The organism is Acinetobacter sp. V116_7 (assembly GCF_056735735.1).
Genome location: NZ_JBWZIF010000014.1, coordinates 429,298 through 444,548 on the forward strand (window position 1 = coordinate 429,298; position 15,251 = coordinate 444,548).

The window sequence follows — 15,251 nt, forward strand, 5'->3', positions numbered from 1 at the left end:
AAGGAAAAATATAAGCACATATTTTTATAAAAATTAAATAGCGTTATTCAAAATTGATATATAACGAATTACTCATTGCACAACGCTACTTCACGAACTAGGGCAAGAAAGGCTTTCAAACCAGCAGATTGGTTACGTCTTCCTGAATAATATAAACAGAGACCAGACATACAAGGCATCCAATCGTCCAAAACAGAAATAAGTTGACCTGACTCAATTTCAGTACGAACATCTTGTTCCATAAAGTATCCTAGGCCAATGTTCTCTAATACTGTAGCTCTTGATAAGCTTGCTTCATCAAGGGTAATCGGTCCTTGCACATCAATTTGAATAATTTCTCCATTTTTTTCAAACTTCCAGCTAAATAGTGCACCATCAGGAAGACGTACTCGAATACATTTATGTCTAAAAAGATCTGTTGGTATTTTTGGCTTTCCGTAACGCTCCAAATACTCAGGTGAACCAACAACAACATATCTTTGAAGTTTACCAAGAGACACTGCAATCATGTCACTTGGAACAAGATGGGCAACTCGAATACCTAAATCAAAACCATCAGCAATAATGTCAACAAGTTTACCCTCAGTCACCAAATCAATATTCATTTCTGGGTAACGTCGAAGAAATTCGATAATCACAGGAGAAATAATTTCTCTCGCTGCAAATGCGGCCGCATTGATTCTTAATGTACCTGAGGGTGTTTCTCTCTGCGAACGTACAATATCTAAGGCACTATGAATATCCTGAAGAGCAGGCCCGACTTGTTCTACAAAAAGTCTGCCTGCTTCTGTCAATGAGACACTACGTGTTGTTCGATTAAACAGACGTACACCCAAATTTTCCTCTAATTTACTAATTGCATGACTTAAAGCTGTTGTAGACATCCCAAGTTCAATCGCAGCGCCACGAAAAGTTCCTCGCTTGGCGATTGCCATTACTGCTTTTAGATCATTTAAATTTGCTCGTTCCATTATCCTGATTTATTCAACTAAACATCCCATTTTATACGGATTGTTAGAACAATCGTCAAATTATAAAATTTAAAACATCAATTTAGATCATTGAAAAAGAGCGACTCATGAAAGATATACCAGAAATTGTTAGCGCATACTTTGATGCTGATCAAGCGAACGACGTAGATGCTTTAAACCAAATTTTTTCTGACTCTGCCATTGTTGAAGACGATGGCAGTCTATACAGAGGAATTGTGGAAATTCGTACATGGTTGCTGGCAATGAAAGAAAAATACCAGTACTCACTTGAAATTATTGAGGTTTCTAATACAGACCATATCAGCACGGTTTTAACACAAGGGAGTGGCAACTTTCCAAATAGCCCTGTGAAACTTAAGTTTCAGTTCACACTTGAAAATGGCAAAGTTGTTAAATTGAGGATTTATTAATGGAAGATTTTATTACTTTAAAAGGAAAACGTGCCTTAATCACTGCGGGTACAAAAGGTACTGGCGCTGCCACAGTTCAATTATTCCATGAACTAGGCGCAACAGTACTAACTACTGCTAGAACTCAACCAGATTATTTACCGAATAATGCACATTTTGTTTCTGCTGATCTCACAACTCGAGAAGGTTGTGAAGCTATCGTCCAATCAGTACAAGAGATATTAGGTGGTGTGGACATAATTATACACATGCTTGGTGGTTCATCTGCACCAGCAGGTGGATTCGCAGCATTAACCGATGAAGAGTGGTATAAAGAACTTCACCTAAATCTGATGCCTGCAATACGTATTGATCGTCAACTAATTCCCAATATGATTCAGCAAGGCCAAGGTGTTGTAATCCACGTTACGTCAATACAACGTTCACTTCCATTACCAGAAGCTACGACAGCTTATGCTGCTGCAAAAGCAGCGCTAGCGACTTATAGTAAAAGCCTGTCAAAAGAAATATCTCCCAAAGGTATTCGGGTTATTCAAGTCTCTCCAGGATGGATTGAAACAGAGGCATCTATTGCTCTTGCAGAGCGACTGGCTTTACAAGCTGGCACAGATTACGAGGGTGGCAAAAAGATAGTTATGGATTCAATCGGAGGAATTCCTATTGGACGACCAGCTAAACCTGATGAAATAGCAAATCTTATCGCCTTTTTGGCATCATCCCGTGCGTCTGCAATTACAGGTACTGAATATGTGATTGATGGTGGGACGATTCCTACAATTTAATAGTCATATTGAATCACACCTATACTGTATTTTCTCTTCACTTGAGCAGTTTTAAATTACAGGTAAAAAAAAAGCCCTCGTCATTAACAAGGGCTTTTTAAGAATTTGGCGGAAGCGGTGAGATTCGAACTCACGGAGGACTCACACCCTCGTCGGTTTTCAAGACCGGTGCATTAAACCGCTCTGCCACGCTTCCAACGAGCGCTATAATATAAATAAAAACTCAAGTTGGCAAACCTTTTATTTAACTTTTAATTCAAACGCTCAAAATAAATACAAATTAATTTAGTTTTCTGGATTTTCGTTCTTTTCATAGCGAATTGTATTGATATACCAAAGCTTTTTTCCAGATGGCGTGTGTACTTCAATCTCATCATCGACTTCTTTGCCGAGCAGTGCACGAGCCATCGGCGATTCAATTGAGATATGCTGCGGGTGATGATCATAAATTTCATCGATCCCTACAATACGTAAAGTTTTTTGCTCGCCTTCTTCATTTTCAATCTCTACCCAAGCGCCGAAGTAAACCTTACCGTCTTGTTCAGGAGCGTAATCAATGATTTTTAATTCTTCTAAACGTTTTCCTAAATAGCGTACTCGTCGATCAATTTTTCTAAGTAGCTGCTTATTGTATTGATAATCGGCATTTTCACTGCGGTCACCTAAGCTTGCAGCCCAATTCACTTTCTTTGTGATTTCCGGTCGTTCTTCATGCCAAAGTTGTTTTAATTCAGCAACTAATTTGTCATGCCCAGATCGAGTGATTAAGTTAGATTTCATGATTAAAAACCACTGTTTAACAACATATCGCTTACAAGATGTAGCATTTTATACCCTATTTTCTCATATCAGAAGTGTATAAATTTTCTTCCTTAAGAAATTCATGTGTTTATGATGATATATCGAATATTTAATTGTACGAAATTTGACAATACTTTTTTTCAATACTATGATGCGCGCAGATTAAATGTTGAGCAATTTTTAACCTTCTAGAAAACTATGTAGATTTTCTACACAGTTTGTTTTTTTCATTTCATGTCATTTTGAATGACGTCATGACTGCCCACCCCTTATTGAATTTATCAACTTTTAGAAGTTATGGCAGCTTTTTGTCTAACTTTTGGGGCATAAATTACCTGTAGCGGAGACAACATGCACAGTAATTCAAGTTCAGGGTCGAGGCTTTGCCTTAACTCTTTATTTTCTTCTCTCCCGTTAAAAGCACTTGCACTTAGTACTATGCTTTTTCCATTTCATAGTATTAATGCAGGAAAAACCCTACAGTACAATACTGTAGTAAATACAAACACTTTAACTGTTGTTGCGGTAGAAAGCCCGACAACCGTTTTCAAAGAAGATCAGTTTTTACATGGTTTTGGTTACGACTTAGCCCGTAACTATGCACAAAGCCTTAATGTAAAGCTGGACTTTAAAATCGTGGCAGACAATGCCACTGCCCTTAGATGGGTTCAGCAAGGTAAAGCAAACTTTGCGATGACGACCGCTGGTTTAAGTACCATCGAGAACAAAGGTTTGATGTCTTTTTCTGCAAGCTGTGGTGACATAGTCGATCTGCAAAAAAATGGTTTAAATCCTGAGTTAAGCTGGGTGTTTAAACAAGCTGATGACCCCCTCACCCAGACCGCTAGTGGCTTTGTATGCCAAAGTAAGCAAAATGGTGTGACTCAGCAACTCGCTTCTTTCTATAATCGTAATGTGGTGAAACCAGAAGCTTGGTCAACCATTCAACGTGACTTAACGACGCGTTTACCGATTTATAAAGCGAGCTTTAAACAAAGTGCAGCTAAATACGATCTCGACTGGCATTTACTTGCCGCAATTGGTTATCAAGAATCATATTTAAAGCCAGAATCTGTTTCTCCCACAGGTGTTCGTGGCTTAATGATGCTGACCAATAGCACTGCTCGAGCAATGGGTGTGAGCAATCGTAGTGATCCAGCTCAAAGCATTCAAGGTGGCGCGAAGTATTACGACCAGATGTTAAGTGAATATGATGATATTCCTTTCCCTGATCGGAACTGGTATGCGCTGGTGGCCTATAATATGGGACCAGGTGCGGTAAACCAGATTCAGAAGCGCTTGCAAGCACAAGGGAAAGATCCGAACCAATGGGTTAATCTCTACGATTATTTGCAAAGTAATAAAACGCGTAATGGTCGATATAAGCAAGCGGTTCAATATGTCACGCGTATTCGTGCTTATCTTGAACATATCAAAACAGCGCAAACACGAATTAATATCTAATTTTATTATTTAAAAGTTGATAAATTCTTTGTTTGTGTGAATAAAAAGCTTACCTCTTGGGGTAAGCTTTTTATATGAATTCTTTTAGATTTAAGCTGTATGCTCTAATACTTTCTTAAACAAATCTTTTTGTTCTTGGCTTGGCTTAGCTGTTTGTAAAGCCATTAATTGAGACATATCACCTTGAACTTTAATTTTACCAGTCATGAATGCCTGCATAGCAGCAGCCATATCAAACTCTAAGAATACTTTACGTAAAGTTTCAGCATCCATATTTAAAGTTGTTTTGGCATTTGAAGACAAACCTTTTTGGATTTTACCCCCATCTAAAGCTAATTCGGTATTTCCAGAAGCATCTGTAACTACTAAATTAATTGCCAAATTCGCAAGAGCAGGTGGCAAATTAAGATCCCCTGCTTCAGCAGTTAATTTTTCGACAGTAGCAAACCAATCTTCAGTTAAAAATGCAGGCATGATTCTTCCTCAAATTTATTTGTTCAATTTCTCTAGTTGTCTATCCAGACAACATCATGTGAAGCAATTCTGCTTGAGCGTTGTTATAGCATGTAATTTAAATTTAGGGCTATGACTTTTTGTACGGAACATTCATTTTTTAGTATTTTGATACATTAAAGGCACTTGTTTATAAAGTGCCTTTAACATTGTCTATGTCTAGCGTTTATTCAGCAGCAAAGCTTAAGTTCACGACATCTAAACGGTTTTTAAGCTCTTCCGGATCTTTAAAATCTAACTCGCGCTGAGAATCTAAAGCTTCGAAATCGAACAATTCACGGTCCGCTAACTGAGACGGTGATACGTTTTGTAACGCACCGAAAATACTGTGTAAGCGTTTCGGATATTGTTTATCCCAGTCACGCAGCATTTCATTAAGCATTGCACGCTGTAAGTTTTCCTGCGAACCACAAAGGTTACATGGAATGATTGGGAACTGACGTAACTCTGCATATTTGATGATGTCTTTTTCTTCAACATATGCCAATGGACGAATCAGAATATTCTTCTTGTCCGATGATAAAAGCTTTGGAGGCATCGCCTTTAAACTTCCGCCATGAAACAAGTTTAAGAAGAACGTTGCAAGAATATCATCACGGTGATGTCCTAAAGCAACTTTAGTCGCACCAATTTCTTGTGCAAAGCCATATAAAGAACCACGGCGTAAACGTGAACATACTGCACAGTAGGTTTTACCTTCAGGTGTTAAACGTTTAGTAATGGTATAGGTGTCTTTTTCTAAAATGTAATATGGAATGTTATTTTCTTCCATATAACGAGGTAAGACATCTTCAGGAAAGCCCGGTTGCTTTTGGTCAAGGTTAACCGCAACAACATCAAAATTGATTGGTGCAATACGTTTAAACTGCAACATGATATCGAGCAAGGTATAACTGTCTTTACCACCAGACACACACACCATGACCTTATCGCCCTCTTCAATCATATTGAAGTCACGAATAGCATGCCCAACTTGACGGCGAAGCTTCTTGAGCAAACGGTAATAGGCCGAGCTTGTTGGAAGTTCAGGCTTAAAATTAAATCCCTGATTGGACTCAACTGGCGCGTACATAGACGAGATATACCCATAAATAAAAATACCGCGCAATTTTATATGATTCAGAAGAGAATCGCATCAAAAGAATAGTTTCAATTCTTGAAGTCGTCACATTGCTCATGCATGATGCAAAAGTGATGCTCTATTTTTGACTGAAGCGTTCAAAAAATGTGCAAAATGCTTACTTTTTGGACTTTTCCACAGTTTTCCACAAAACCTGTGGATAAAATTGTGGATTTCTTCGTACTTGACAAACTGTTTTGACCTTCTGTTAAGGGTTTTATTTAAATTGATCATTTTTTAACCAATGTTTTTTACCCTTTAATATCAACATGTTATTCAAGTCAATAGAATCATTTTAAAAATAATTTTTAATTTTTTTTGATGAGCATTCGAACAAAACAGCTTGATTTTTTGAAAGAGTCGAAATAAAAAAAATTACACAAAACTTCTTTAAGTAATATTTTTTGATAAACTCTTTGACAAGTTTTAAATACCTTAAAATTGTGAATAACATAAAATGAAAAATTCGGTTCAATTTCTTATTTCTTGTTTGCTGGGGATGACCACTTTTACGGTCGGCATAACTTCGAGTTCAGCAGGCCAAATGTATATTTACCAAGATAAAAATGGTAGTACATTGCTGACCAACCGAAAAAGTTATGATCAATCACTTAAAAAAGTAAAAGTGACTTACTATCCTGATAGTAATATTCATAGTTATACGAACTGGGGAGCATCAGAAGCTTCTGTTCTGCCAAGCTACAATAAAAATAAAAATGCTTTTGATCATATTATTAAACAAGCTGCTCTACAGCATGGTGTATCTGAAGGCTTAATTAAGGCTGTCATGCATACCGAGTCAGGATTTAACGTCAATGCTCGCTCTCCAGTAGGCGCGCAAGGTCTTATGCAACTCATGCCTGCGACTGCACGTCGATTTAACGTGACTAATGCCTTTGATGCTCAGCAAAATATTTTTGCAGGTGCAAAATATTTAAGCTGGTTACTCAAGCGTTTTGGAGGTAATACTCAAATGGCGCTTGCTGCTTATAATGCTGGCGAAGGAAATGTTGATAAATACGGCGGTATTCCACCTTTTCGTGAAACACAAGACTATGTACGCCGTGTAACGAGCCGATATCAAAACTTGTATTCATCTGGTTCTGGTTTCTCATCTTTTTCTAATACTTCAGCACAAGTCACTTCTCAATCTTCCAATTTAGTGGAAAACACAACAGCTCAAATAGCAGCACCAGCTCCTAAACATTCCAATTCTCGTCAAATTGTGACTTTATCTAATGGAACATTTACTGATGCGCCTACAGGTACTTATGTCACAAACAATGCCACAGCAATTGCACATATTCGAATAGAGTAAGAACGTTTACTGAGGGTTTATTCCGTCAAGTTTATGTGTTTTAAATTGTAATGATCTATTACCTGATCCTTACCATTTAGGCGAATTTAGCCAATTATTCTTTGAATTTCGGTACATTCTACTTCGTGAAAGAATGTATCAATTCCTTATTTTTATCTTGAATTTTTCCCCTAAGCCCCGCATATTAGCTGCATGATTTAAAATTTGTAAATCAGATAACATTTTATTTATAAGAGGATTTTCTCAATGATGCGGATTGGTTTGTTTTTGCTTACCAACCTCGCGGTACTGGTTGTAGCTGGCATTATTTTGTCACTCTTCGGTGTCGGTAGTTACCATGGCGCGGGTGGCTTGAATCTAGGCAACCTTTTAGTGATCTGTTTTGTGTTTGGTATGGTGGGATCTTTAATCTCGTTATTCATGTCAAAATGGATGGCTAAGAAAACGACCGGTACAGAACTGATCGACCCGAATGCTCCTCGTAACCAAGCTGAAAGCTGGTTATTGCAAACAGTCGCTGAACTTTCTCAACGTTCTGGTATTAACATGCCAGAGGTTGGTATTTTTCCATCATATCAATCCAATGCCTTTGCAACAGGCTGGAATAAGAATGATGCCTTAGTTGCCGTTTCATCTGGTCTACTTGAACGTATGAACAAAGATGAGCTACGTGCTGTGCTTGCGCACGAGATTGGTCACGTTGCGAATGGTGACATGGTTACCCTAGCACTCATCCAAGGTGTCGTGAACGCCTTTGTTATGTTCTTTGCTCGCGTAGTCGGTGATTTTATCGACCGTAATGTTTTTGGTCGTCAAGATGATCAAGCCCCAGGTATGGGTTATTTCCTCATTACCATGGTATTAGATATCGTCTTTGGTATTCTCGCTTCTGCGATTGTGATGTGGTTCTCTCGTTATCGTGAATACCGTGCTGATGAAGCAGGTGCACGTTTAGCAGGTAAACAAGCAATGATTTCTGCATTATTACGTCTACAAGCTGAGACAGAATTGCCAGATCAAATGCCAAAAGAAATGAAAGCTTTCGCGATTGCGGAAGGTAAAGAACAAGGCTTTAGCTTAGCTGCTTTGTTCCAAACCCACCCAACAATTGAACAACGTGTGGCAGCTTTACATCAATTAGATTGCCCATAAAACGTTTAACGTGAAGAAATAAAGCCTCCAACTGGAGGCTTTATTTTTATTACATGGTTTGATAGAGACCCCAAAGATAACTTGCACCCCACCACACAGCGAAACCAATTAAAAGCAGTACAAACGCGCCTAATAAATCAGGTATATGCAACCATAACCAACTCACCACAGGATTACGCCAAAAAGCTGAATGCTGCTGCTTCTTTTCGAGTTTTTCATGCAAATATGGATGAACAACATGAATATCACTTTGAATCGCATATTCTTCGCGTATGTGCGTATGAACCACATCTAATGCTTTTCTACTAGGGCGTATAAAAATATCAAAAATAGTTCCAGCAACTGGAACAAAACCTACTACAGCATCTACAACAGCGAGTTTGATAACTGGGGTTAACTTGTGTTGTGGTACACCAATCTGTTTAGCTTTATAAATCGCATAACACGTCAGCACAAAACCTGCGACATCGCCAGCAATCGGAATCGTGCTCAGTGCAGCATCGGCACCAATGCCCTGCTTTGTAAAAGGAATACGCACCGCGCTGTCCATCATGGTGGCAAACTTGGCAAGGTCTCGTTCTAATGCGATGACCTGTTGCTCTGTTAATTTTTTTTCTTGAGGCATCTAAATCAAATATATGAAGAGAAGTTAAACTTAATATACTTGATTTAATGCCTCTTTTTAAATTGTTTACTTTTAACTAGATGCTTTCGATCTAAATAGTGAACGCAATAACACATACATAACTGGAATAAAGAATAAAACCAGCACCGTACCAAACATAACACCACCTAAAATACTAATACCGATTTCTTGACGGCTCACAGCTCCAGCGCCTTGAGCAAACACGAGAGGAATCACACCTGCACCAAAAGCTAAAGAGGTCATTAAAATCGGTCTTAGACGCAAGCTAGCGCCCTCTAAAGCCGCCTGAATAGCATTCTTACCCTTTTCTTGAGCCAAAGCTGCAAACTCAACAATTAAAATTGCATTTTTACATGACAGACCAATTGTGGTTAACAGTGCAATCTGGAAATACACATCATTGGGTAGTCCGAAAATATAAGAGAAAATGACACTTCCTCCGACACCTAACGGAATAGAGGTCATCACAGCGGCTGGAATGCTCAAGCTTTCATATAAAGCGGCTAAACATAAGAAAATAAAGCCTGCCGAAATTAAATATAACCAGACGGCCTGATTTGTCGACTTCTGTTCTTCAAAAGATAAACCTGTCCAAGCTAAACCAACGTCTTTTTGCTGATTTACAAGTTGTTCAATATCTTTCATTGCCTGACCTGAACTGCTACCACTCGCAACATCTGCCTGTAACTGCAAGGCGCTATAACCCATATAGCGTTTTACGATTTCAGGAGCGCCACCCCAGCTAAAGTTAGCAAATGAACTAAAAGGCACCATTTCATTTTGGTTGTTACGCACAGACCAGTTATATAAATCTTCAGGTTTCGATCTAAACTCGGCATCACCTTGAATCATGACACGCTTAATACGACCGCGGTCAATAAAGTCATTTACATATGTTCCACCCCACGCACTCGACAAAGTGTTGTTAATTGCGGGTAGTTCTAAACCATTTGCTAATGCTTGTTTCTGATCAATTTTGATATTGAGATTTGCTTTACTATTGGTTGATTGCTTATCAAAGTTTTCAAAAGTTGAATAATTTTTACTTTGAGTTTGCAATTGACGGAAGGTGCTATCTAGAAAATCTTGTCCTTGCCCATTTAAATCTTGAATCCATAAATCCATACCATCGGTTTGACCTAAACCATTTACTGAAGGTGGTAAAGTCACATTAATTTGAGCATTATTTAATTGACTAAAATATTTCATTGCCCGCTTTTGTATAGCATCCGCTGAGTTTTCTTTTCCAGTACGCACATCCCACGGTTTTAAAGCAATGAACCCTTGTGCTAAATTTTGCCCTGTACCCGAATTGTTTCGACCATAGCGGATTAAGACTAAATCCACATTTTTATCTTCTTGAGTTAAGAAATATTGACGAACTTGTTCACCAATTTTCTGACTTTGAGAAATCGGGGCGCTATCAACAAGTTTAATTTGAACACTTAAAATCCCTTGATCTTCTTTAGGAATAAATCCACTTTTTAAACCGCTATAGAACAGCATGAATACAGCAATTAAAGCCACAAAAATCACAACAACCGACTTACTGTAACGAATGCTTGTTTGGACGATCTTGATATATTGATTTTTAAGTTGATCAATCTTTTGGTTAAACCAAACTGCCCAACGCATAGGCTGAGGGCTAGGCTTTAAAATTAAGGCACACAATGCAGGTGTTAGAACTAATGCAACAACGAGCGATAATGCCATAGCAGCAACTAAGGTAATTGAAAACTGGCGGTAAATCACCCCAATTGAGCCACCTAAAAAAGACATTGGAATAAAAACAGCAGTTAATACCAATGTAATCCCAATTAAAGCACCACTAATTTCGCCCATTGACTCAATAGCTGCTTCTTTCGGAGTTAAGTGCTGTTCATGCATAAGCCGTTCAACGTTTTCCACGACTACAATCGCGTCATCCACTAACAAGCCAATGGCGAGTACCAGTGCAAATAAGGTTAAGGTATTAATGCTAAAACCGAGCACATATAAAACAGCAAAAGTTCCTAAAATAACAACCGGAACGGTAATACTCGGAATGAGTGTCGCGCGCCAGCTTTGCAAGAACAAAAACATTACCAGAATAACTAAAATAATCGCTTCAATAAGCGTCTTTACGACTTCCTTAATCGACTCTTGAACAAACGGCGTGTTATCACGTGGATAAACAATTTTATAACCCGCAGGTAGTTTAGTTGTAAGCTGATCTAGAGTTTGATGGATGAGTTTAGAGGTCTGAATGGCATTTGCACCCGAAGATAGTGAAATACCTAAACCTGCGGCAGGATAACCATTAATGGTGTTAAAAGACTGATAGTTTTCTGCACCCAACTCAACTCTAGCTATATCTTTTAAATAGACATAGCTCGCTGTTTGGTTTGATTTCACTACAATATTTTTAAAATCTTCGACTGTTTTTAGTCGAGAACCAGCTGTAACTTTAGTATTTAAATATTGCCCATCAATAACAGGTAAATCACCAATTGCACCCGCAGCCACTTGGGTATTTTGAGCGGTAATTGCACTGGCAACATCACTTGGCATTAAATTATATTGTTTTAATTTATCAGGGTTTAACCAGATTCGCATTGCATATTGCGAACCAAAGACATCAGACTCACCCACCCCTTCAATCCGGTTCAGGTTATCGACCACGTGTGTCGTTAAATAGTCTGATAGCTCAATATTCCCAGCTTTACCAGTCGAGTCATATAAACCCACCACCATAAAGGTATCGCCCAGCGACTTACTTACCGTCACCCCTTGGCGTTGTACTTCATCTGGTAAACGTCTTATCACGCCACTAATGCTATTTTGTACTTGTACCTGTGCTGTATCTGGATTTGTTCCATTATCAAAACTAATGGTAATTCGGCTACGTCCCGACGAGTCGCTGGTAGAGCTAAAATAAAGTAAGTGATCAATCCCTTGTATTTGCTGTTCTAAAATCTGAGTAACACTTTGCTCAACCGTTTGTGCATCTGCCCCACTATAACTTGCCGATACTGTAATTTTTGGAGGTGCAATATCGGGGTAGCGTTCTACTGGCAAATTCAGAACCGAGAAAATACCAAATGCCATAACAATAATTGCAAGTACACTGGCAAAAATAGGGCGCTGAATAAAAAATTTAGATAGCATGGCTGCTCAGAATTAAGTCGTCAATTAACAGGTGGCAATACCGAATTCGGCATCTTGATCATCAACGAGCGATATATAAAAGACAAGTAGAATTAACACAATAAATGCAATTAGGACAAAAACAAAGCAGGAATGGGCATTTCCTACAAACCTATAAAGAAGGTTTTAACAAGTGTCACTGAAAATTCATGAATTCTTCATGATCACGTCAAACTCAATAAGCAGACTAGAGCCGTTTCAACTAAAACAATATGAGTAGAATTATGTTTAAAAGAGCAATTTTATGCTTAAGTTTAATTAGCTTGGTTGGTTGTAATGACGATGATAAAACTGAAAACACGCCAACTACACCAGAGTATCAACTTCCTAAAATTTTAGTAATAGGACATCGTGGCGCTAGCGCTTTACGCCCTGAACACACTTTAGCTTCATATCAAAAAGCCATTGATGATGGTGCAGATTTTATTGAACCAGATTTAGTGTCTACAAAAGACGGCGTGTTAGTTACTCGCCATGAAAATGAGATTGGTGGAACAACCAATGTAAGCACTTTAACTCAGTTTGCAGACCGTAAAACAACAAAAAATATTGATGGTAAAGACTTAACAGGCTGGTTTACAGAAGACTTCACTTTAAATGAATTACAGCAGCTTAAAGCTCGTGAACGTATTCCAGAGTTCCGACCAGCAAACACAGCCTATAATGACCTTTACCCTGTCCCGACTCTAGAACAAGTGATTGAGCTGGCAGAAGCAAATTATAAAAAAACGGGAAAAATTATCGGCTTATATATTGAGACCAAACATCCGACTTACTTTAAAAATCATAATCTGGCAATGGAAGATACCCTTCTTAAAACATTAGCCAAATATGAATATACACGTGATATTGCACCTGTCTATCTACAGTCTTTTGAAGTAAGTAATTTAAAATATTTGAAAGATCAGCTCGACCTTCATAAAACCATTAAACACGCACAAATCATTCAACTTTATGATGCTAAAACTTCGCAACCAGCCGACTTCGTTGAATCTGGTGAAACTAAAACTTATGGTGATTTAGCCACAGCACAAAGCTTAAAAGAAGTTGCTAAATATGCAAACGGTGTAGGACCAAGTAAAGGTTATATTCTAAACTTTAATGACAATGGCTCAGTTCAAACGACTTCGTTTATTTCTGATGCGCATAATGTTGGCTTAAAAGTACATCCTTATACTTTCCGTCCAGAAAATAATTTCTTACCAACGCCTTTAAAATGCAGTCAAGATAAACCAGCTGAGCGCTGCCCAACTGGTGCTTTAAAAGAATTTGAAGCCTATTTCAAAGCGGGTGTTGATGGAGTCTTTACAGATGACCCAGCACTTGGCCGTGAAGCCGTTATTAATTATGAAAAAGCCGCAAAATAATTAAAGTTTTTAATAAAAAAAACAGGGCAATAAATGCCCTGTTTTTTTTATTTCTCTACAACATTATCAAAATAAAGTGGGATCCACTGATATTGCTCAGCGTTTACTTTATAAACATGACCAATGCCTGGGAATGGTAAATGTGGTGCTGCGACCCATTGCTGTTTATTTGAAATTTCAGCAAACATTTTTAAACGGGTATTAATCGCCTGTTCAGAATTCACATCAAAATCCACACCAGTTTTTGGAGCATCAAACTGCAAAGAATGCGAATGAACAATGTCTCCAACAAAAATGATTTGCTGATCATTACTCTTTAAGCGAAAGCTATGATGCCCAGGTGTATGACCGCGCGTATCGATCACTTCAAAACCTTGAATAACATCACCATCTTTAAAGGTCTTAAATGCTTTTTTTGCTTGATATGGAGCAAGAGCAGTTTTTATGTTTTTCACAGTACCTAAATAGTTTTGCTTTTTATCTGCTGGTACTGTTTTTTCAAAAGCTGGATTTAACCAATAATCAGCCTCGCGTTCATGCGCATATACGGTTGCATTTGGAAATACAGCTTTCCCATTTTGAGCAATACCACACACATGGTCTGGGTGTAAATGTGTGAGCAATACTGTTTTTACATCAGCAAGTTGATAACCTGCCAATTCAATATTTTTTGCAATCGAACCCAGTTGTGGGCCAAAACAACTTGCTGCACCACTATCGACAAGCGTTAAATTCTTACCATCATCTACTAAAAATGCATTGACCGAAGTTTGAATACCCTTCTCATTCACAGCGGCATATTTCGTTAATATTTTAGTTTTTTGAGTCTGATTTAAATTTTTAAACAAGTTAGGATTTAGATAAATCGTGCCATCAAGTAAAGATGTTACACGGTATTTTCCGAATTGATGCTTATAATATCCAGGTACTTGTTGAGTAGGAGTTTGTTCGGCATACGCAGCATGCATGCTACAAAATGCAAGACCCAAAGCTACACATAATTTTTTCATCTCTTCTTCTCTATTCAGTTATAAAGTCAAAATCTTTAAAAAAGATTTAATAATTTTTTAAGACCCAAATTATATAATGCATGAAATGTGTCAGAAATATAAGTAAATGAATAGCTATTCTCCTTATAAAGGTAAAACAGGCCTTAAGCGTATATTAAATGCAACGGGTTACTCGATTTCCGGATTTAAAGCAGCATATAAAAATGAAGCAGCTTTCCGTCAAATTGTTTTGATTAATCTTATTTTAATTCCAGTCAGTTTTTTTCTTGACGTAACCCGCAGTGAACACGTCTTACTTATTATCGTATGTCTATTTGCAATGATTGTTGAACTGTTCAATTCGGCTATTGAAGCAGTTGTTGACCGAGTGTCTCTTGAAAAACATCAGCTTTCTAAAAATGCAAAAGATATGGGAAGTGCGGCTCAATTTGTTGCGCTTTCTATTATTGCTATTACATGGTTGTTCATTTTATTAGGATAAAAAAAACCA

At 37.9% G+C, this 15,251-nt stretch carries 14 protein-coding genes and 1 tRNA gene; 7 read left to right on the top strand and 8 right to left on the bottom strand.

Annotated features, from left to right (window positions below):
- Positions 1-68: 68 nt before the first annotated feature.
- Positions 69-971 (bottom strand): LysR family transcriptional regulator, encoded by a 903-nt coding sequence (locus AC1PJP_RS06595; RefSeq protein ID WP_416706909.1) that lies wholly within the window; start codon positions 969-971, stop codon positions 69-71.
- 107 nt (positions 972-1,078) lie between these two features.
- Between AC1PJP_RS06595 and AC1PJP_RS06600 the strand changes: the two genes are divergently transcribed.
- A complete protein-coding gene (locus tag AC1PJP_RS06600; protein WP_199986580.1) occupies positions 1,079-1,402 on the top strand; it encodes a nuclear transport factor 2 family protein in 324 nt (107 codons plus the stop codon).
- On the top strand, positions 1,402-2,184 hold the full coding sequence (locus AC1PJP_RS06605) for an SDR family oxidoreductase (RefSeq protein ID WP_192833994.1): 783 nt from the start codon (positions 1,402-1,404) through the stop codon (positions 2,182-2,184). Before AC1PJP_RS06600 ends, AC1PJP_RS06605 begins: the two co-directional genes overlap by 1 nt.
- Positions 2,185-2,290: 106 nt before the next feature.
- Here the strand turns inward: AC1PJP_RS06605 and AC1PJP_RS06610 are convergent.
- Together AC1PJP_RS06610 and greB are read right to left on the bottom strand one after the other, a co-directional pair.
- Positions 2,291-2,380, bottom strand: a tRNA-Ser gene (locus AC1PJP_RS06610).
- Between the two features lie 89 nt (positions 2,381-2,469).
- On the bottom strand, positions 2,470-2,964 hold the full coding sequence (gene greB, locus AC1PJP_RS06615; RefSeq protein ID WP_004790517.1) for a transcription elongation factor GreB: 495 nt from the start codon (positions 2,962-2,964) through the stop codon (positions 2,470-2,472).
- A 372-nt stretch (positions 2,965-3,336) separates the two neighbouring features.
- Between greB and AC1PJP_RS06620 the strand changes: the two genes are divergently transcribed.
- Positions 3,337-4,449: an MltF family protein gene (locus AC1PJP_RS06620; protein ID WP_479766705.1), complete on the top strand. Its 1,113-nt coding sequence runs from the start codon at positions 3,337-3,339 to the stop codon at positions 4,447-4,449.
- A 90-nt stretch (positions 4,450-4,539) separates the two neighbouring features.
- On the opposite strand, the gene AC1PJP_RS06625 is transcribed toward AC1PJP_RS06620, so the two are convergent.
- Both AC1PJP_RS06625 and ttcA read right to left on the bottom strand, forming a co-directional pair.
- Positions 4,540-4,923 carry an SCP2 sterol-binding domain-containing protein gene (locus AC1PJP_RS06625; protein WP_002118641.1) on the bottom strand — a complete coding sequence of 128 codons (384 nt, stop codon included), beginning with the start codon at positions 4,921-4,923 and terminating at the stop codon, positions 4,540-4,542.
- A gap of 205 nt (positions 4,924-5,128) precedes the next feature.
- Positions 5,129-6,034 (bottom strand): tRNA 2-thiocytidine(32) synthetase TtcA, encoded by a 906-nt coding sequence (gene ttcA / locus AC1PJP_RS06630; protein WP_005307874.1) that lies wholly within the window; start codon positions 6,032-6,034, stop codon positions 5,129-5,131.
- Positions 6,035-6,539: 505 nt separating this feature from the next.
- Here ttcA and AC1PJP_RS06635 point away from each other — a divergent pair.
- Positions 6,540-7,400, top strand: coding sequence for a lytic transglycosylase domain-containing protein (locus tag AC1PJP_RS06635; RefSeq protein ID WP_205668988.1), 861 nt, complete (start codon positions 6,540-6,542; stop codon positions 7,398-7,400).
- 246 nt (positions 7,401-7,646) lie between these two features.
- A complete protein-coding gene (htpX, locus tag AC1PJP_RS06640) occupies positions 7,647-8,552 on the top strand; it encodes a protease HtpX (protein WP_005307880.1) in 906 nt (301 codons plus the stop codon).
- Between the two features lie 49 nt (positions 8,553-8,601).
- Here the strand turns inward: htpX and AC1PJP_RS06645 are convergent, their stop codons facing one another.
- Together AC1PJP_RS06645 and AC1PJP_RS06650 are read right to left on the bottom strand one after the other, a co-directional pair.
- Positions 8,602-9,177 (bottom strand): DUF4112 domain-containing protein, encoded by a 576-nt coding sequence (locus AC1PJP_RS06645; protein ID WP_013197011.1) that lies wholly within the window; start codon positions 9,175-9,177, stop codon positions 8,602-8,604.
- Between the two features lie 72 nt (positions 9,178-9,249).
- Entirely contained in the window at positions 9,250-12,345 is a 3,096-nt protein-coding gene (locus AC1PJP_RS06650; RefSeq protein WP_479766706.1) for a multidrug efflux RND transporter permease subunit, read from the bottom strand.
- 263 nt (positions 12,346-12,608) lie between these two features.
- Between AC1PJP_RS06650 and AC1PJP_RS06655 the strand changes: the two genes are divergently transcribed.
- Positions 12,609-13,751 (top strand): glycerophosphodiester phosphodiesterase, encoded by a 1,143-nt coding sequence (locus tag AC1PJP_RS06655; RefSeq protein WP_479766707.1) that lies wholly within the window; start codon positions 12,609-12,611, stop codon positions 13,749-13,751.
- 47 nt (positions 13,752-13,798) lie between these two features.
- On the opposite strand, the gene AC1PJP_RS06660 is transcribed toward AC1PJP_RS06655, so the two are convergent.
- Positions 13,799-14,761: an MBL fold metallo-hydrolase gene (locus AC1PJP_RS06660; protein ID WP_479766708.1), complete on the bottom strand. Its 963-nt coding sequence runs from the start codon at positions 14,759-14,761 to the stop codon at positions 13,799-13,801.
- Between the two features lie 106 nt (positions 14,762-14,867).
- Here AC1PJP_RS06660 and AC1PJP_RS06665 point away from each other — a divergent pair, with 106 nt between their 5' ends.
- A complete protein-coding gene (locus AC1PJP_RS06665; RefSeq protein ID WP_016137277.1) occupies positions 14,868-15,242 on the top strand; it encodes a diacylglycerol kinase in 375 nt (124 codons plus the stop codon).
- Positions 15,243-15,251: the final 9 nt, after the last annotated feature.

Excerpts from the sequence above, each read along its gene's own strand:
- AC1PJP_RS06595 (WP_416706909.1), bottom strand. The coding sequence starts at position 971 with ATGGAACGAGCAAATTTAAATGATCTAAAAGCAGTAATGGCAATCGCC.
- AC1PJP_RS06600 (WP_199986580.1), top strand. The coding sequence starts at position 1,079 with ATGAAAGATATACCAGAAATTGTTAGCGCATACTTTGATGCTGATCAA.
- AC1PJP_RS06605 (WP_192833994.1), top strand. The coding sequence starts at position 1,402 with ATGGAAGATTTTATTACTTTAAAAGGAAAACGTGCCTTAATCACTGCG.
- greB (WP_004790517.1), bottom strand. The coding sequence starts at position 2,964 with ATGAAATCTAACTTAATCACTCGATCTGGGCATGACAAATTAGTTGCT.
- AC1PJP_RS06620 (WP_479766705.1), top strand. The coding sequence starts at position 3,337 with ATGCACAGTAATTCAAGTTCAGGGTCGAGGCTTTGCCTTAACTCTTTA.
- AC1PJP_RS06625 (WP_002118641.1), bottom strand. The coding sequence starts at position 4,923 with ATGCCTGCATTTTTAACTGAAGATTGGTTTGCTACTGTCGAAAAATTA.
- ttcA (WP_005307874.1), bottom strand. The coding sequence starts at position 6,034 with ATGTACGCGCCAGTTGAGTCCAATCAGGGATTTAATTTTAAGCCTGAA.
- AC1PJP_RS06635 (WP_205668988.1), top strand. The coding sequence starts at position 6,540 with ATGAAAAATTCGGTTCAATTTCTTATTTCTTGTTTGCTGGGGATGACC.
- htpX (WP_005307880.1), top strand. The coding sequence starts at position 7,647 with ATGATGCGGATTGGTTTGTTTTTGCTTACCAACCTCGCGGTACTGGTT.
- AC1PJP_RS06645 (WP_013197011.1), bottom strand. The coding sequence starts at position 9,177 with ATGCCTCAAGAAAAAAAATTAACAGAGCAACAGGTCATCGCATTAGAA.
- AC1PJP_RS06650 (WP_479766706.1), bottom strand. The coding sequence starts at position 12,345 with ATGCTATCTAAATTTTTTATTCAGCGCCCTATTTTTGCCAGTGTACTT.
- AC1PJP_RS06655 (WP_479766707.1), top strand. The coding sequence starts at position 12,609 with ATGTTTAAAAGAGCAATTTTATGCTTAAGTTTAATTAGCTTGGTTGGT.
- AC1PJP_RS06660 (WP_479766708.1), bottom strand. The coding sequence starts at position 14,761 with ATGAAAAAATTATGTGTAGCTTTGGGTCTTGCATTTTGTAGCATGCAT.
- AC1PJP_RS06665 (WP_016137277.1), top strand. The coding sequence starts at position 14,868 with ATGAATAGCTATTCTCCTTATAAAGGTAAAACAGGCCTTAAGCGTATA.